The sequence below is a fragment of the Sphingomonas paeninsulae genome, assembly GCF_003660165.1.
Lineage (GTDB): Bacteria > Pseudomonadota > Alphaproteobacteria > Sphingomonadales > Sphingomonadaceae > Sphingomonas_O > Sphingomonas_O paeninsulae.
On sequence record NZ_CP032829.1, the window covers coordinates 2,486,698 to 2,504,457 of the forward strand.

Genomic DNA, 17,760 nt, shown 5'->3' on the forward strand with positions numbered 1-17,760 from the left:
CCGACACGAAGGCGCTGCTTGCTATCCCGTGGCTCCTTCGTTTCTCGACTGTTCCGAACGTCTGGTGGACGGGAAGGAAGCCCGTTCAGGGGTTTGAGCGCGTGTCGACCCAGCCGCTGCTGGTCAGCACGAGCGTGGTCCTGCCTTCGGCGCCATCGGCGGCGGTCGTCTTTGCAAGGATCGGGAAGGCGGCGATCATCGACGGCAGCGTCGCCCAGTCGGCCTTGTCCTTCAGCCTGTAGCGATAGCGCACCGATGACACCGTCGTCCCCATGACCGGGCTCGGCTCGGTAAATCGCGTGATGGCATCGACCTGCGGGGTTCCGTAGCAGAACTGGTCGCCCAGGGGACCAAAGACGGCGTTCGGTTGTGCATCGGGATGCCGAAGCGCCTTTTGACCCATGGCGGTCAGGTCGTAGATCCTGACCGCGAGCGTCTGTCGGGTCGGCGGCCCGGTGAACTTTGGCCTGGTGATGTCGATCGTTCCCGTTTTTGTATTCAGCAACCCGGCGGATGCGAACAGATCGAACGGCGCGGTGTTCGTCATGAACAGCGACCTGGCCGAGCGATCGGCGGGGAGCGCGACATACGCCGGAAAGGCTGCGACATCCTTCTCGTGACCGACGGGCCTGAGCGCGCCGAACGAGGAGGGCGCATCGATGCAAAAGGGATGCGTGTCGAGATAGCCATCGATCGCCCTGGTGAAATTGGCGTTGTCCGCCTATTTGGGATCGCTGCACGCGCCGAGCAGCACCAGTGCGGCACAGACCCACAGCGCCAGACGTCGTCGGGTGTTTTTCGGGTGCGCAGTCATCGGCGTCTTGTGTCTGTCCTGTCTTTCGGTTCCGATTCTAGGGCGGTGGCGGGCGTGGCTCAAGCAGGGCGAGGACATCGGAACTCCGTTTCGCCGCGGAGCGGAGTCGGTTGATCGCATCATGAAAGCCCTTGGGCGCCCCGTCGCGCGTGCGACGACCGCGCTCTAGGCTGCGTCTTCCAGCGCACCCCCGAGCCCCTACCGGGTCTCGGCCGTCGGTAACGATCGCTGGCGCGAAAGGGGCCGGCGTGCCGGCCCGGCAATGAGGCGGCGTGGCCCGCGCCGCCGCGCTGTTTGTGGGGCCTCTCCCGGGACGCGGGATGGGCGGCCCTCCCGGCTAGGCCCGCGCGGGGCCCGCCGCAACCCGGCCCTGTGGGCCGGGTCCTCCACTTACGTTGCGGCCCGTTGGGTGCGGCCGTCCCCTTTTGCGCAGGCCTGTCCGGTCGTCTTTGCCGCCCACCCCCGTCCGGGGTGGCCTTGGCGGAATTGGTGAAAGGAGCAGGTCTTATGCCACGTTATTCGAAGTCTGGCCCATGCGGACAGCGGGGAGGGGGCGGCGCTGACGCGCCGCGCGTCTCCATCTACGCCGAGGTCACCGACCGCATCATTGCCGAACTCGAAGCCGGGCGTATCCCATGGGTGCAGCCGTGGTCGAATGCCGCTGCGCGCCCCGACCTTCCGGCCAATGCCGTTACGGGCCGCGCCTATTCGGGGATCAACATTCTCTGCCTGTGGGGTGCGGTCATCAAGCACGGTTTTGCGGCGCAGCGCTGGCTGACCTTTGCACAGGCGCGGAACGCTGGCGGCATGGTCCGCAAGGGCGAACATGGCACACAGGTGGTTTTCGCCAATCGCTTTATGCCCAAGGGCGACGGGGCAGGGGGAAACGGGAACGGAGGCAACGGGAGCGGCGGCGCGGCAAACGCAGACGTGACACCCGGCAGCGAGAACGGCAGCAAGGCCATCCCGTTCCTCAAACGCTTTCTGCAAGAGCCTCATCCCAGCGATCTTGTGGAACTGCTGCGGTCCCGCGCCTGCCAAGACGCTCTGCCTCCGCGGCAAGAGCGAGAAAACGCGTACGGCGCGCTTCGACTTTGCTGGCAAAAACCACGGTAGCGGGCTTGAGGTGAGCGAGAAGTGACACCCCTGCTCCAATTAGCGGTTCGGCTGCGCGGCCGACTTCAATGAACGCAACATCCGCAATGGTTCGCTGGCTTAATGGGTCGTAGGTCCGCAAGGTGGCGATCCTCCCATCAGCGATTTCGATACGGACCGGCAGATCGGAGTCTGCTGGGAAAATGTCTATCACCTCTCCCCGAACAGCGATCTCCCCGGGCTCGTCGATCCGATCGTCAACGAAATACCCGATGTCGAACAACTGATCCGACAGCGCGGCTACGTCGATCTCATCGCCAAGAGCTAGGCGCGGCGGTGCGGCATTGAAGTCCGCTGGTCCTGGGTACAGACGCGCAGTCGCCTCCGCGGCAACAACGCATGCCAACGGAGTATCTTCCTTGTTTCCTATAATCAGGCGTAGCCGGCGTAACGCCGCAACGCGGCGCCCTGCATTGGCGGGGCTCGCAGGAGTATCGTCCCCGGGCAACGCGTCACTCGACGGAATGAAGATCACGGGATCTCGCGTGATCGCAGCGACAGCCGCCGCCATTGCCTCGGCCTCGCGTTCATCATCGGCGACATAGAGGATCAACCCTCCGGCCATGGCTTCGGCTATGCGGGTTGCGACGCGCGCCTGAGGCGTACTTTGGTTCATGTTCTCAAAATCCCTTACTCAGCAAATGCCATGAGCTGCCCGGTCGTTGGTCGGTATGCTTTGTTAATCGTGCCGGCAGCGACAACCTGACACGTTCGTGAAAATGCACTGCTTACGGGTTACGCTGCGGCTGCCTTAGCTAAAGGCAATAGACTTAAAGCGTCGGGATCGAGGTCGGTTTCAACAGTGTCATGCACGATCCTGGCTTGAGTCCAGGGCAGCTGATGGAGAGTCTCGCCCAATCCGCCGACACCGCCAGCACTGATGATCAGGTATTCAAGCTGGCCGGATTCACACGCAGCCATTGCCTCGACCGCCAGCGCGAGGCGATTGCCGTCCTTGCCAATAACGGGCATGCCACCCAGCGCGGTGGCTGAAAAAAGCGTAGCGCTTGTCTCGCGCTTGCTTATTGCGATAGCCGCCTTGGCTGTGTCCTCGACGCGCGCCTGGTGGCCAAGCCATCGCCAAATTCCGAGAAGGTCGACCAGCATCAGAAAAGCGTTCGACCAGAGCAATTGGGTTTGCCCGCTCAGAACCGCGACTGTTGTCCATGCGACTGCGCCGACCGTAAAGATGACAAACCCCCAGCCAGTCACCCGCGCTCCCAGATTGGAAGCTGTCATCAGTGCCGCGGAGCAAGTCGCTACAAGCGCGATCCATCCTGCTACATTTTCCATAAGGACAACCTATCTGAGTGATTCCAAAATCTTATGCAGCAAGTGCTGCAAGAGACGAGCGATTGTCGGCTTGGCTAATACGGGAGTGGAGCGCCGTAAGGATGGCAGCTGTTGAACAGCTAACGAGATTGGTGCAAACATGGATCAAGCGTATGTCTGGCCGGTTGGCCAATCTTTCCAGTTAATTGCCGCTCTGCCCGATGCCCGCGAAGATCGATAGTGGCGATGCTGGTGATCCGATCAGAGGTCCTCTGACTGCTTCACCCCGCTTGCATCCTGCTCGCGAACACTCTTCCATTCGCCAAATGTCACGATGGAGCACTGAACGCCGGTTCAGCGAATGGGCCACAGAATATATAAATCGATCGTTGGCAACATCCATTGTCCAAGTAAGCCAACAGCACAGTTGCAACGCGACCGCAAAACTGTGCCACAACCCGTCGCAGCCGATCCATCGTGTCTATGTATCAGGCGATGAGCGCCGACGCCTCTCTTGCCAGAAAGGCGCCAGCTGCTTGTCGAAGTTAGATGCGCGTCGATCCGCTGTAGGTCACCCTCTCGCGTTCAATTTCTTCGGTCGTGTAGGCAGGCGCTGTCTCGTCGAAGCTGCTCCACCCGCCATTTCGGTATGCAGCGCCGCGTGTTGCGACATCCACCGATTTGTTACGGTGAAGGATAGCTTCGGCTTCCGCAGCCTGCGCATCTTCGACCTTGGCGCTCACCAGGCTTCCCCCGCGACGGACACCTTCTGAATATACATGTGCCTCTTCGTCAGTGTGGCCCGCATTCTTGAGGGCGCCAACGATACTACCCGTCGCTGCGCCACCAGCTGCACCGATGCCGGCGCCCACGGCAGTTGCCGCAAGCCAGCCTGCAGCGACGATCGGGCCCAGACCTGGAATCGCCAGCAAGCCGAGGCCGGCAAGCAGGCCCCCTACGCCACCAACTGCAGCACCTGTCGAAGTGCCGCGGCTCACGTCACCATGATCGTTCACGCCATTATGGTCGTGCCCGCCATGCTCGCCGTGTGCGTTATTGGCGACGATGCTGATATGATCATGTGGAACGCCCAGACTTTCGAGTTCGCGCACGGCATTGGTTGCGTCCGAATAATTATCGAACAGTCGTGTAACGGTCTTTGACATAAATCTTCTCCTGAATGTGGCTGTTAGCGAACAGTGACGTTGCCCTTGTAATCCAGGCCAATATTGACCTTGGCGCCTGCCTTCATCGCCGTGCCTTGCCAGACACCATTCTCATTTTTTGTAAGCGCGCTCACATCTGTATAGCCAGCCTTGGCGATGCGGCCTTGTGCTTGCGCTTCAGTAAAGGAGTTGCGACCCTTAGCGGCTGCTGCTGTCGTATGTGCATTGCTATTCTTGGTTGCAGGGTTATGCGAGGTGGTATCTGCCTGTGCATAAGCGCCGGACGATAAAACGCATGCGGCGGCGGCCGCGATCAGATAATTTCTCATAAATGAATTCTCCTCTTCCGCAGCAATGAACGTATCGGTTGGATAATGTATCCTCGAAATATACTGGTGGCGTTTAGTCGGGGCGACCCACGCCTACCCTTTGAGGGAAAGCTTATAATTGCCGTTTTCGATAGGAGCATTTATGCGGAATGTTCGACGGTCATCAGGTGCCTACGCATGATCATCAACTTTTCAGTTTTCGGATGGGCAGCATTTTTGTTACTGGCGGGGTGTACAAGTACCGGCTCCGTCGGCCTGGCAGAGGGTCAGGGCCAGGCACTCAGCAGCGCCAACTTTGTCCTCGCCAAACCCTCAATCTTCCTTTCCGAAAAAAGCGCGCGAGTGTCGGGGACAGTTTGCCGAAAGCCTAATCGAGCGCTTATCTCACCATCGCACGTCGAAATCGATCATCTGAGAGCAGATCATAGCTTGATCGACAGGACACTGGTGTATCTCCCCCCGCTGCCACGGCGCGCAGACCAGCGCTGCGGTAATTATTCGGGAACGACGTCTTCCATTGTCGCGCCCGATGATGTGATCCGTGTCTGCATCGCGCGCGGCAGCAAGGCTTGTCCAGCTTAATGTGCGACGGGTAAGTCATCCCTGACGCGCTCGATGACATTCCGGGTCAAAGTAAAGTTGAACCTGACGCCGACGACCAGCGCATCGGCGATCGTGCTGCTGCCAAAAGGGTGGTGCACGAACTGGATGTCGGGTTGGATCGCTAACCAGTCCGTGGCAGCGTAGCGGTAGCTGGCCTCGATCGTCGTTTCGGATCCTGTGTGGCCAATGCTCGGAATTAGCGGATCATTCGGATCGACAATGGCATGATTGAGTGCGATCCCAACCTGGTCGGATGCTCTGGTCTTGAACAGTCCCGTGTAGACCAGGCCGCCACCAAGATAGCCCGAGACGGATTGTACAGCGGGATCCGCCAAACCGGCGCGCATCCAGCCACTCAAACCCCGTTCCTCAGCACCCTGGAGGATCTGCCCTTCGAGCGTAGCGTATGCGCCACGACTGCGTTGTTCGCGGACGGGGTCGCCATTGACGTCGAAACGATGAAGACCATCGAAAAAGGCGGTGTACCCCAGGTACCAACCTCGATGCGTAATCCGCTTTCAAACCGGTGCTCGATTTGTGCAATCAGGAGCAAGCCGTCTTCGCCCGAGAGCCGGATGGCAAATTTACCAGGACGATCTGGATTGCCTGCCGTCCCATCAAATATGCCAGCCCGGACGGTGAACTTCGGGCTTGGCCGGTAATAAGCGGTTACCGCAAGAGCAGTGGTCGGAAATATAGAAGGGCCATTCCGTCCTGAGTGCGACAACTCAGGTCCGACGCCGTCCGAGCTGTTGAGAAAGAGCGCAGCTGTTTCCTGTGTGTCGAAATCGGTATTCAGATCGATCAGGCCCGCTTTCCACCCCCTGCTGGAATCGACATAGTCGTGTGCAAGCCATGCCTCATACAGGCGGACAGCGCCTGTCGCCTCGATGTCATCCACGCCTTGCACATCGCCAACGTTGGTGAGGCTATAGCGCGTCCCGTTGACATATTGGAGGCTGATCAGCCCGGTTAGGCCATCATGGCCTTGCTGCGCAACGTCGTAGCCTGCCGACAGCGCAGCCTTGGTGAGAATTTTCCCACCATGTGCGATGCCGCCCTCTGGGTTTGCCAGCCCGTCGACGTTAAGCACACCCGTAAAGCTCCATGGGCCGGCCTCGGCGAATGTTGGGGGCGGTGGGGCAGGGGGCTGCGCCGGCGGTGACTGGGACTGGGCAAATGCATGCGACGACGGCAGCAGCAACATCAGGGAGCAAAGCAGCGGGCGACTGACAATGCCGCTCAGATCCACTTGCGCCGCCGGGCAAAAAGCAGGGCAAACGCGCTTGTCAGGACAACCGTGCCGATGATCACCGCAAAGGTGATATTGCCGCCTTCAAACACGGTTGCTTTTACATTCATCCCGAAAATACCCGCTATGGCACCGGTATAGCCAAGAATGGCTGTCAGGATTGTGAGGACCTTCACCAGTGCATTGGTCTGAATGCCGTTGCGCGAGGAAAACAGGTCGAAGCTGCCGTTGATAAGATCGCGCACATGCTCGACCTCGTCGACCGCGCGCTCGAAACGGTTTGTGAGTGTCAGATAATGCGGCGCGCTTTCAGAGTTCGCAATTAGCGACAGGTCTGGCCGCGAAAGTCCATAAAAAAGAACGCGATTGCAAACGAGCAGCTCCCGAATACGTGAAGTCCGCCGCCTGAGCGTGACAATACGCCCAAGCAGAGATTTGGACGTGGTTTCCCGCAGTACCCGCTCGTCGAGCTTGTCGACGTCGGCAGTAATGCTCGTCACGCCCTCGAAGTAATCCGCTAGCGACCAGTCGAGTAACGATGCCGCCAAGCCTGCAGGGGACATCCGTCCGATCAGTGTCTCGCCCTGGTCCTGTTCGTGAAAGCGATGGATAAACCCTATGTCGCTTTGATGAAAGGTAACTAGCCATGTTTCACCGATTATGAACATAACCCGGCACGCCGGTGCTGCCTCCGCCAGCCCAGCGGCGTGATCGTCAGAATGCATCTCTTCGCTCGTCGAGGGCGCGGTGCTGACGTTGAAGCGGATATACTCGCCGAAGTTTTGAGGCGAATTGCCCGCGTCAGAAGGATCCTTGTTAAATATCTCTTGCAGTTTCACGCCCAGGCTATCGCCCGCTTGACTGAGTGCATTTCGATCGCCTTCAGAGATATCTACCCAGATTAGTTTGTGTTCGGTAATTGCGACCGAGGCGATTTGGGCAAACGAAATGGTTTCATCGCGACCATCGGCATCATAGAGAAATATCTCAGCAGGCATGCGGCGCGTTCCATGTTCTACTAACTACTAGGTTAAGCTGGCTCCGCGAAGTTCGTTTTCAGGTCATTCGCGGCAGTATGACCTATCCACGCGGACTATTTCTCCACGCGAACTATTTCGCCGCAGATTTCCTGGCCATATGGTGGCTGACGGCGCACCCTCCGACGGCGCCTGCGACTGCATGATGATGTGTATAGTGGCCGGCAACGCCGCCGAGGACAGCGCCCTTGATACATCCTGCGGCATCAGCCCATGGCGCGGATGCAATGAAGAGAGTTGCTGCTATGAGAGAAAGTGGAAGTCTACGCACGATGTTCTCCTCAACTGTAGCTCCCGATTTCAAACTAGCAGGAGGAATGTCGCGGTCAATCGACAGCAGCGAGGTATATAGGTTTCGTGTCATGTCGATGCGGCATTGTGGGATTTGGAACGACAGCCGCCTATGCCAAGGCACTGGGTTTGCAAAAAGGCCGTCAAAGCACTTACCCAGGCAACCAAGGAAAACTACGGCAGCGATGAATACTCGACCAAGCTCGCCGAAACGAGCGTGAACATCGAGGCCAAGGACGGTCAAGCACCGCAGGATATTGGGAGCCCGAGAGCTATTCGGCCGTCGGGCTCCCGGCATTTGCAGCGGCAATCACTTGCCTTAATTGCCGGACAAGGCTGGGGCTGGAAAGATGCTGGGAAGCAAAATCATAGCCTTCTTTCGTTAAGGCGACCTGGATTTCAGAGACCATTTTGAATTTGCCTTTCCGGGCGAGCTCGAATGCGCGCTCGACCACACCCATTGAAACGTCTTTTCTCTGCTGTGTGATCGCCAGTCTCCAAGGTCCCTGCGGGAAATTACACCAAGCTATGCACGTTCCTACCGATGTTAACGGCCATACGGTTTCAGCGCAAAGAGCGGGCTGATCGGAGAAACATTCAACCGCAGCCTGGCGTGCTGCAAATGACTGAAGCACTCAAGTTTGTATGCCGATTCCCAAGATTTATTCTGCCGACGATATAATTATTGCCCAACTTCCCAGCGGCCACGGGCCCAAACCATCGGTTCCGCAGTTATGTATCCTGTAGCGGGGTTGGGGGCCATAATTTGATGCAGACAGTGAGCTTTTACGACACTCTGTTCGAACCATGGCACCGCGCAATACGGTTAAGCGGCCTGATGAGGGACGCCGCTCAAGTCGTAAACGTCCGCAGCCGGCTGATCGCAGAAGCTGCAGCAAACCCATCGAAAGGCGACTACGCCGAATTGGGTCTAATGATTCCTGAGAAAGCCACGGCGTTTTCCAAAGCGGCCATAGCGTTGTCTGCCGAGATGTCAGTTTTCCAAGCGAGCCTCATGGGCTCATGGACTGAGATGATGGGGTTCGGCCTTCGGGCGCGCCTGCCCACATCCGCTGAGGCGCACCAGATGGCCATCCGCACCTCGGCTGCATTGGCGTGCGCATCGAATGTCGGAGACAAAGCGTTGATCCCTATTGCCAAGGCAGCACGGGCGAACGCCAGACGGCTGAAATAATTCACGGTTGTAAGAACGCACGAAACAGGATGAAGAAGATGGTGAGCAAAAGCAGCAAGGGCGACGCGGGCAAGGTCAAAGGCGAGACCGCCAAGAAGGTGCAAAAAGTACCGGCCGGTGCCGATCTGCCGACGAGTTATGCCGAGCCGCAAGGGTCGGGCGGCGAGACGCACCAGAGCACGTCCGATGCTGCTTATACGATGACGAGCGAGCAGGGTATCCCAGTCGGTGACGCTCAGAACAGCCTGAAAGCGGGGCCTCGCGGGCCGACGTTGCTCGAAGACTTCCACCTGCGCGAAAAGATCTTCCGCTTCGATCACGAGCGTATTCCCGAACGTGTCGTCCATGCGCGTGGTTACGGTGCGCACGGCGTCTTTGAACTGACGGACTCGCTGTCCGATATTACTCGCGCCGACGTGCTTGGCACGGTTGGTCAGCAGACCGAAGTTTTCGTGCGCTTCTCCACCGTATTGGGAAACAAGGGATCGCCCGACCTTGCCCGCGACGTGCGCGGGTTTTCGGTCAAGTTTTATACCAGGCAGGGCAACTGGGACATCGTCGGCAACAACATTCCGGTGTTCTTCATCCAGGATGCGATCAAATTCCCCGATCTAATTCATGCGGGCAAGCAGGAACCCGACCGTGCATTCCCTCAGGCGCAGACCGCGCATGATAACTTTTGGGACTTCATCAGCCTGAGCCCGGAAAGCTGGCACATGGTCATGTGGATCATGTCCGACCGCACGATACCGCGCTCTTTCCGGACGATCGAAGGCTTTGGCGTCCACAGCTTCCGTCTGCTCGATGACGACGGCAATTCGACCTTCGTCAAGTTCCACTGGAAACCCAAGCAGGGGCTACAGTCGGTGCTGTGGAACGAAGCGGTGAAAATCAACGGTGCCGATCCCGACTTCCACCGCCGCGACCTGTGGGAAGCGATCGACAGCGGTGATTTCCCCGAATGGGAGCTCGGCGTTCAGTTGTTCGATCAGGAAACGGCGGACAAACTGGATTTCGATCACCTCGATTCAACCAAGTTCATCCGCGAGGAAGATGTGCCGCTGCGCATTATCGGCAAGATGACGCTGAACCGGAACGTCGATAACTTCTTTGCCAATACCGAGCAGGTCGCGTTCTGCACGCAGAACGTGCCCCCTGGTATCGACTTCAGCGACGATCCGTTGCTGCACGGTCGTAACTTTTCGTATCTCGACACGCAGCTGAAGCGTCTCGGTGGACCGAACTTTACCCATATTCCGGTCAACGCCCCGCGCGTGCCCGTGATGAATTTCAATCAAGACGGTCATATGAACATGGCCAACCCGAAGGGCCGCGTGAACTACGAGCCGAACAGCTGGGGTGACGATGCAGGGCCGCGCGAGAACCCGATACTGGGCACCAAAAGCTTTGCTGCACCGATCGAGGCCGTAAAGGCCCGGGTCCGTTCAGAGACGTTTTCGGATCACTATAGCCAGGCACGGATGTTCTATCGTAGCCAGCTGCCGATCGAACAGAAGCACATCGGCGATGCTCTGGTCTTTGAACTGAGCAAGGTCGTCCGTGTCGATATTCGTGCACGTGCGGTGTCGCACCTCCTGAACATCGATGACGGTCTGGCCGCAACTGTCGCCGATGGTCTTGGCATGGCGCTGCCACCTGCCGCACAAGCGGCAAAACCAACGCTAGACGTGCCGCCATCGGAAAAGCTCAGCATCGTCGCCAATGGTCCGAACAGTTTCAAGGGTCGCAAGATGGGCCTGTTCCTCACCGACGGCTCGGAGGCTGCGCTGTTCAATGCACTGACCAGCGCCTTGGAGGCCGAAGGCGCAACCTGGGAAGTGATCGCGCCGAAAATTGGCGGGGTCACGCTCGATGATGGAACGGCAGTTGCTGCCCGCCACAAGATCGATGGCGGTCCTTCCGTACTCTTCGATGCTGTGGCCATCTTGCCCTCTGCCGATGGTGCCGCGATGCTTGCCAACGACGCTGCGTCCAAGGATTTCGTGGCGGACGCATTCGGCCACTGCAAGTTCATCGGCTATAGTGCAGGTGCACAGGCGTTGTTCGCGGAATCCCGGGTGCCCCCGAACTGGATGAAGGCTTCGTCGCCTTGGTCAAGACCAAGGACGCAAAGGCGCTTGTGGCAACGTGCCGCCAATTGCGGTTCTGGCCGCGCGAGATGACGGTCGATCTGGATGCGGCATCGGTGAAAGCGTAATGGGCAGCGCACCGCCCCACAAGAATATCACCATGTCTGCCGATCGCAAGAAAACACTGGAATCTGCCCGCACCATGAAAATGGCGCGGTCGGCCCATGCCTATGTTCGTGGCAACACGATTAAGTTCTATGAGTGGCTGGCGTTATCTCCCGTGGCAGCGCGGTTGCCGCAGGGACCCGCGATCTGGATCTGCGGCGATTGCCATCTGGGGAACCTCGGGCCCTTGTCGGACGGGGCGGGCGGTATCGAAATCCAGATACGTGATCTCGATCAGACCGTCATCGGCAATCCGGCCCATGATCTGATCCGGCTTGGCCTCTCGCTGGCAACGGCCGCCCGCGGGTCAGACCTGCCGGGGGTAACAACGGCGCGTATGATCGAGGAAATGGTCAGCGGATATGAGCATGCGCTTGCCGACCGGGGCGAGGGAGAAGCGGGTGCCGAACCCGATGTCGTCCGCAGCGTCAAGCGACAGGCGTTCAACCGCCGCTGGCGTGATCTCGCGCGGGAACGGATCGATGACGCTGAACCAACGATACCGTTGGGCAAGAAGTTTTGGCCGCTGGAGTCCGACGAGCGCGCCGCCATCGCCGGCTTGCTGGCCGATCCCGACATCAAGCGGCAGTTGCTGTCGCTCGACTACAAGGACAAGGCACGGGAAATCAAACTCGTGGACGCCGCCTATTGGATGAAAGGATGCAGTTCACTTGGCCTGCTCCGCTACGCGGGAATCATAGAGATCCGGGGTGCCAAGGGTCGTTCGGGATATGCGCTGATCGACATCAAGGAAGCCACAAGCCCCGCCGCTCCGATCGCCGCTGGCGCTACCATGCCCGAAGACCCGGCTGAACGTGTCCTGGCAGGCGCGAGGGCACTCTCGCCGCATCTCGGTGACCGCATGATCGCAGCCCGATTGCTGGATCGCCCAGTCTTTATTCGCGAACTCGCCCCCAGGATCTGAAGCTCGAGATCGAACAGTTCACCCATTCGGAGGCGGTCAAGGCGGCGCGCTATCTCGCCTACGTCGTCGGCAAGGCTCATGCCCGCCAGATGGACGGAGCCGCACGAGCCGCATGGCGCAAGATCCTGCTCGATCATCGGTCGGCAGCCATCGACGCGCCGTCGTGGCTTTGGGAAAGCGTGGTCGATCTTTCGGGCAGTCACGAGTCCGGTTATCTCGAACATTGTCGACGGTACGCGCTGGCTCAAGCGGCATGACCCGCAATTGAGCCAGACTGGCGCCGTATGGCGGACCGAGCATGCCACGCGGGCGTCAATCATCGTGGACGCCTGTGATTATTTCCGGATCGCTCGTACGGCCATGCTCAAAGCGCGGCAACGCATCATGCTCGTGGGCTGGGATTTTGACGCGCGAATCACGCTGACCGAAGAGCGCTGTGAGGACGGTGGTCCGGAAACTGTTGGTGAATTCATTTACTGGCTCGTTGAGCGCAATCCCAAGCTGGAGGTGTACCTGCTGCGTTGGGACACAGGCGCTCTTGGCGCACTGTTTCGGGGCACTACGGTGCTCACCGTCGTGAAATGGATGCGGCACCCGCGTATTCACACCAAGCTCGACGGTCACCACCCGACCGGCGGCTCTCACCACCAGAAAATCATGGTGATCGACGACTGCTTTGCGTTTTGTGGGGGCATCGACATGACTGGCAACCGCTGGGACACGCGCGAACACCTTGATGACGAGGCCGGACGGGTGGGACCGGGCGGCAAACCATATAAGCCATGGCACGACGCGACGAGCGCTTTGCAGGGACCCGTGGCGGCAGCACTTGGCGACCTTTGCCGGGATCGCTGGCAAAGGGCCGGGTGTGCTGCGCTGTTGCCGATCGAAAGTGAACACGACTGCTGGCCCGACAACTTGAACGCCGACTTCACCGACATCGACATCAGCATCTCACGGACAGTTCCTGAAATGGCCGACCAGCGGGCCGTTACCGAGATCGAGCAACTGTATGTTGCTCAGATCGCGCGTGCCAAACACATGATTTATGCGGAAAGCCAGTATTTTGCTTCGAGGCGCATAGCCGAGGCGATTGCGGCAAGGCTCGGCGAGGACGACTGCCCCGAAATCGTCATCATCAACCCGATGACAGCTGAAGGATGGCTGCAGCCCGTCGCCATGGACAGTGCCCGTGCACGGCTGCTGGAGGCGCTACGCCGCCGGGATCGAAACGCGCGCCTGCGCATGTATCATCCGCTTACCGAGGGTGGGCAGCAGATCTACGTTCATGCCAAGATCCTGATCATCGATGATCAGATTCTCCGGATCGGCTCGTCCAATTTCAATAACCGTTCGATGCGTCTCGACACGGAATGCGACATCACCATCGACGCCACCGTCGGACACAACACCGATCGGGTCGCCGTCATTTCCAGCGTGCGCGATGGGCTTATCGCCGAGCATCTCGGCATCGAAGCCGGAGCAGTAACGCGCCACTTGCAAGACCACGGATCGCTTTTTGCCGTGATCGATACCCTCAATAAACAAGGACGGTTGAAGCCGTTTGAACAACCTGATCTTTCAGCTGTCGAGAAATGGCTGGCAGACAACGAGGTTCTCGACCCCGAAGGCCCTGCTCAGATGTTCGAGGTCCGTGATCGCGGCGGCTTATTCCGGAACATGTTCGGTCGACATTAGGCTTTTCTCTGACGGTCCAGTGTTGGTCGGACGATCACCGGCGTTGGTTCCGCGACACTCATTGATTGCCGGGCAGAACCATCCACATCTGCGCCTCTGGAAATATTCAGGCTCTGGCGCGTTACGCCGTACAATGAATGATAAAAATGGGGAGCCGATACTCGATTCGCCATTTGCCGAGCATCATCCGCTCATCGAACAATTTCATGCCGCCATTGCCGACCAGGACTTTCCGTGTGTCGGAGCAAAATCTGCGTTGGCCCGTCATCAGATCAAGGCCGTAGTGGCGCGCTCTATCACAAGCGCACGGAACGACATGGAAGTGCACACGGCGCTTATGGCATTCGTTGCCAACTATCGCCGCGAAGACAAACTTTTCCAGAGCCTTGCTGTGATCTTTGAAGGTCCACTCACGCTGGATGAATCCTTGTTTGAAGCAAACATGTGGGACCGGATCCAGTCGGTTGCCAACAAGGATGCCTGGCTTGGGCAAAATCACGACACACGGGTCAGTGCCGATCCCGATAATCCTCATTTTTCGCTGAGCTTTGGTGGTGAAGCGTTTTTCGTTGTTGGTTTGCACCCCAGTGCCAGTCGCCCCGCGCGCCGTTTTGTGACGCCAGTGATGGTGTTCAATCTGCACGACCAGTTCGAACGCCTTCGAGCCGAGGGACGCTATGAAAAACTTCGCGGTGCCATTCTGGATCGCGATCTGGCGATGGCGGGCTCGATCAATCCGATGTTGTCGCGCCATGGCGACGTCAGTGAAGCACGCCAATATAGCGGACGTGCCGTCGCAAGCGAGTGGCGTTGCCCCTTCGTCGATCCACGAAAGGAGGAGCGTGATGCGGCCTGAATTGGTCAGAATCGCACCTCGGACCGGTACAGCGTTCACGATGAAGGCCGGCCAAACGTTGACGGTTATCGATCCAGAAGGCGAACAAGTCGCCGATTTACTATGCTTCAATGCCAACGACGTCGCTGAAGTGCTCTCTTCAGGCCGGACCCTCGATTATGCGAGCCGAATTTACCTGACGACGGGTGACCCGCTGTATTCGAACCGCAGCAACGTAATGCTGGAGATCGTCGAGGATGTGGTCGGTCGGCACGATTTCCTGCTGACACCCTGTTCGAAAGACACGTTCAGGATCATCTACGGCGACACCGATCCGCACCAGGGCTGCTTTGGCAATCTTGCCCAGGCGCTCGCGCCCTACGACATCAAGCCCGACGCGATTCCCGTCGCCTTCAATTGCTTTATGAACGTGCCGATCGACGGCACAACTGGCGCGATCAGCGTTCTGCCGCCGCTCAGCAAGCCGGGTGACTACATGAAGTTCAGGGCACGCATGGACCTGATAGTAGGTTTGACGGCGTGCTCGGCGCTTCAATCGAACAATGGTCGCCTCAAGCTGATCGAGTGTCGGGTCGAATGACTCGACAGCATCAACTTAATCCGATCTGGATGGTTGAGGATTGAACAAGCCGGTCGCTTCCGCCCGAAGCGACATTCAAGGGCATACGATGCGTAGACTCGTCACTCTCTCGATAGCCACCGCAGCAATCCTGTCGATGCCAGCAGTGGTGCAGGCCAAGGGATGCATCAAAGGCGCTGTCGTGGGCGGAGTTGCCGGGCACTATGCCGGTCATCATGCTGTCGCAGGTGCAGTCGGCGGATGTGCACTTGGACATCATATGGCGAAAAAGTCTGGGGCACGAAAAGTGGCGCAGGCGCGAAGATAGTTGGTGAAGGGGAGTCTTATATGACCGATGCAGCACTGCCGCCGCTTCCCTCAGGCGAACGAATCCAGGAATTGTTGTTTGAAGCGGCACGGCGTGGGCGTGACGACATGATCGATGCCCTGGTGCAGGCCGGGGGCGACATCGAGGGTTTCAACTCCCAAGGCCACACTCCGCTTATACTGGCGAGCTATAACGGAAATGCTTCGACCACTGCCATTCTTATCGATAAGGGAGCCTCAGTCGATACGCCCGATCTGGGTCGAGGCAACACCGCGCTGATGGGGTGCGTGTTTAAAGGATACGACGAAATCGCAGCGCTGCTGATCAATGCAGGGGCTGATGTTAACAAGCGAAATGCGGCCGATCAGACAGCCATCATGCTTGCCGCAATGTTCGCGCGCGATGCGATTGTTGATTTGCTGTTGGGCGCAGGCGCTAATCCGGCACTGGTGGACGCGGTCGGCAACAGCGCCGCTAGCGTTGCCGCTGCGCAAAACAATTTTATCATGGCGAACCGTCTCGCCTCCTAGACGCGGCAATCCGCCGCTGACACGCTAGCAGTGTTATGGGCCTGCCATCATCGAGCTGACGCCATGAAACTGAGGCCGTTCCACGGCGTTCGGACAGACGATCACCTGCTTGGCAACGGTGTTCGAAGACAAGGCGATACCATCGTTGATCAGCTCCGCGCTGCTAGAGCGGGTTCGCCAACAGCATGAAAAAGTCTCTCAGTCGCAAGTTGTCGAAGCTTCTGACCTAGCGACGACGACGCCCGCGATAGTCGAGATGCCGTGTCGATGAGGATAATTTCGGCAAGCGCTGAATCCGACAGGGAGATTTCAAAGACCGAGTTTCTCGAGGGCTGCAGTGAGCTCGGCATCCAACGCCGTGTCATCTTTGGGAGAAAGTTGATTAAGTGCGGTCTGAATGCGCTGCTGGGCTACCTTTAGGGCCTTGTGGCGCACCTTACGCGTAGCATCGGTTCGCCAGGACTAGCTTTCGCCCAACAATGCTGCTCATTTAGCGTCTTCAGTCGCGAGGATGGCCAAGGCGAGACGAAGACCGTCGCGTCGTCCGTGCTCATAATCTTCAGAAAACACTGCCTCCAGAGTAACGGTTGATTGTTTTTACGAGACCCGACCATGTCTGTACCTAGACGCCCCTCGGTCTCACCCAATTTACCGCGTGGCAATCCAACAGCAAAGCGTATCGCGCGCGACCGTTAATCAACAGCGGAAAGGAAGTTGCAAACATGGCGCAACCGTGCCGCAGCTAAATTTTTTGATTGTGTCGCAAGCCTTTTCCGAACGGACCTAGCAGCCTGCGGTATTCCTTTTCGGAGGTGCCGTACGCGCTGCCGGCAAGCCGCTCCAGACCCTCCCGGTCAACCACAGTCGTCCGTCCCCTGGAACTGGCGATAACACCTTGTTCCTCAATCTCATTCAACGCGACGGTCACGCCAGGCCTGCGTACGCCGAGCATGATCGCCAGCATTTCATGAGTAATCGGCAGCTCGTCACCGATGACGCGATCATGGCACATCAACAGCCACCGCGCCAAACGGCGTGGAATGCCGAAATGGGCGTTCACAGCTGCCGTGTTACCAGCCTGTATTGCAGCCACCTGGGCATAGTTGCAAACTATCGTCGCCAATGCAGGTCGGTGGTTCATTGCGCTAGCAAGGTCGTGCGTCGCAATGCGCAACGCCCTCGTGCCGTCCAGCTGCATATAAACGCGACACGGTGTTTGATTGACGCCCAGCGCAATCGAAGGTGCCGACATCCCTTCATGACCAAAGACGCCGATTTCGGACTCGCTGCCGTCTTCGAACATGTTGACGACCGAGGCGATGCCATCCTCCAGGAAGTATGCATAGGGGATCGGCGTTTCCGGCTCAGCCAGCACCTCACGGTGGCTGAGCGGCACCCGGGTTAGATAAGGCTGCAACCCTTCAGCGGTGGATGTATCCAAACTCGCAAGGAGCAAATTGGTCGTTGGAAAGATCGAACTCATTGCTTTCGCCTA

The 17,760-nt window shown here is 58.5% G+C and carries 15 protein-coding genes and 4 pseudogenes; 9 read left to right on the top strand and 10 right to left on the bottom strand.

Annotation, left to right across the window (positions count from 1 at the left end; translation table 11 throughout):
• Positions 1–85: 85 nt before the first annotated feature.
• Positions 86–547 (bottom strand): hypothetical protein, encoded by a 462-nt coding sequence (locus tag D3Y57_RS17705; protein ID WP_121154721.1) that lies wholly within the window; start codon positions 545–547, stop codon positions 86–88.
• Positions 548–1,321: 774 nt separating this feature from the next.
• Between D3Y57_RS17705 and D3Y57_RS21015 the strand changes: the two are divergent.
• Positions 1,322–1,735, top strand: a pseudogene (locus D3Y57_RS21015) (ArdC-like ssDNA-binding domain-containing protein); the annotation flags it as partial.
• Between the two features lie 52 nt (positions 1,736–1,787).
• Here the strand turns inward: D3Y57_RS21015 and D3Y57_RS21020 are convergent.
• The 8 genes and pseudogenes from D3Y57_RS21020 to D3Y57_RS17760 all read right to left on the bottom strand — a co-directional run bounded on the left by D3Y57_RS21020 (position 1,788) and on the right by D3Y57_RS17760 (position 8,380).
• The gene (locus D3Y57_RS21020) at positions 1,788–2,585 is read right to left on the bottom strand and encodes a hypothetical protein (protein ID WP_162987184.1); all 798 of its coding nucleotides are present in this window, start codon (positions 2,583–2,585) and stop codon (positions 1,788–1,790) included.
• 119 nt (positions 2,586–2,704) lie between these two features.
• Entirely contained in the window at positions 2,705–3,262 is a 558-nt protein-coding gene (locus D3Y57_RS17720) for a PRC-barrel domain-containing protein (protein WP_121154725.1), read from the bottom strand.
• Between the two features lie 524 nt (positions 3,263–3,786).
• A complete protein-coding gene (locus D3Y57_RS17725; RefSeq protein WP_121154727.1) occupies positions 3,787–4,407 on the bottom strand; it encodes a general stress protein in 621 nt (206 codons plus the stop codon).
• Positions 4,408–4,430: 23 nt separating this feature from the next.
• Positions 4,431–4,736: a hypothetical protein gene (locus D3Y57_RS17730; protein WP_121154729.1), complete on the bottom strand. Its 306-nt coding sequence runs from the start codon at positions 4,734–4,736 to the stop codon at positions 4,431–4,433.
• A gap of 578 nt (positions 4,737–5,314) precedes the next feature.
• Positions 5,315–5,851 carry a carbohydrate porin gene (locus tag D3Y57_RS21215; RefSeq protein ID WP_121154733.1) on the bottom strand — a complete coding sequence of 179 codons (537 nt, stop codon included), beginning with the start codon at positions 5,849–5,851 and terminating at the stop codon, positions 5,315–5,317.
• A 20-nt stretch (positions 5,852–5,871) separates the two neighbouring features.
• Positions 5,872–6,546 (bottom strand): annotated as a pseudogene (locus D3Y57_RS21220) (carbohydrate porin); the annotation flags it as partial.
• Between the two features lie 35 nt (positions 6,547–6,581).
• On the bottom strand, positions 6,582–7,589 hold the full coding sequence (locus D3Y57_RS17750) for a magnesium transporter CorA family protein (RefSeq protein WP_121154737.1): 1,008 nt from the start codon (positions 7,587–7,589) through the stop codon (positions 6,582–6,584).
• Positions 7,590–8,191: 602 nt separating this feature from the next.
• Positions 8,192–8,380, bottom strand: a complete 189-nt coding sequence (locus D3Y57_RS17760) for a hypothetical protein (protein WP_121154739.1) — start codon at positions 8,378–8,380, stop codon at positions 8,192–8,194.
• A 305-nt stretch (positions 8,381–8,685) separates the two neighbouring features.
• Here D3Y57_RS17760 and D3Y57_RS17765 point away from each other — a divergent pair, with 305 nt between their 5' ends.
• The 8 genes and pseudogenes from D3Y57_RS17765 (at position 8,686) to D3Y57_RS17805 (ending at position 16,265) form a co-directional block, all read left to right on the top strand.
• Entirely contained in the window at positions 8,686–9,114 is a 429-nt protein-coding gene (locus tag D3Y57_RS17765; RefSeq protein ID WP_162987186.1) for a hypothetical protein, read from the top strand.
• 38 nt (positions 9,115–9,152) lie between these two features.
• Positions 9,153–11,332: pseudogene (locus tag D3Y57_RS17770) on the top strand (catalase).
• An 80-nt stretch (positions 11,333–11,412) separates the two neighbouring features.
• Positions 11,413–12,551, top strand: a pseudogene (locus tag D3Y57_RS17775) (DUF2252 family protein).
• Between the two features lie 7 nt (positions 12,552–12,558).
• Entirely contained in the window at positions 12,559–13,992 is a 1,434-nt protein-coding gene (locus tag D3Y57_RS17785; protein ID WP_239025918.1) for a phospholipase D-like domain-containing protein, read from the top strand.
• 133 nt (positions 13,993–14,125) lie between these two features.
• On the top strand, positions 14,126–14,848 hold the full coding sequence (gntA, locus tag D3Y57_RS17790; protein WP_121154747.1) for a guanitoxin biosynthesis heme-dependent pre-guanitoxin N-hydroxylase GntA: 723 nt from the start codon (positions 14,126–14,128) through the stop codon (positions 14,846–14,848).
• On the top strand, positions 14,838–15,428 hold the full coding sequence (locus tag D3Y57_RS17795; protein WP_121154749.1) for a DUF1989 domain-containing protein: 591 nt from the start codon (positions 14,838–14,840) through the stop codon (positions 15,426–15,428). Before gntA ends, D3Y57_RS17795 begins: the two co-directional genes overlap by 11 nt.
• An 88-nt stretch (positions 15,429–15,516) precedes the next feature.
• Positions 15,517–15,735, top strand: a complete 219-nt coding sequence (locus tag D3Y57_RS17800; protein ID WP_121154751.1) for a hypothetical protein — start codon at positions 15,517–15,519, stop codon at positions 15,733–15,735.
• 20 nt (positions 15,736–15,755) lie between these two features.
• The gene (locus D3Y57_RS17805) at positions 15,756–16,265 is read left to right on the top strand and encodes an ankyrin repeat domain-containing protein (RefSeq protein WP_121154753.1); all 510 of its coding nucleotides are present in this window, start codon (positions 15,756–15,758) and stop codon (positions 16,263–16,265) included.
• Positions 16,266–17,007: 742 nt separating this feature from the next.
• Here the strand turns inward: D3Y57_RS17805 and D3Y57_RS17815 are convergent.
• Positions 17,008–17,748: a Crp/Fnr family transcriptional regulator gene (locus D3Y57_RS17815; protein WP_121154755.1), complete on the bottom strand. Its 741-nt coding sequence runs from the start codon at positions 17,746–17,748 to the stop codon at positions 17,008–17,010.
• Between the last annotated feature and the right edge of the window lie 12 nt (positions 17,749–17,760).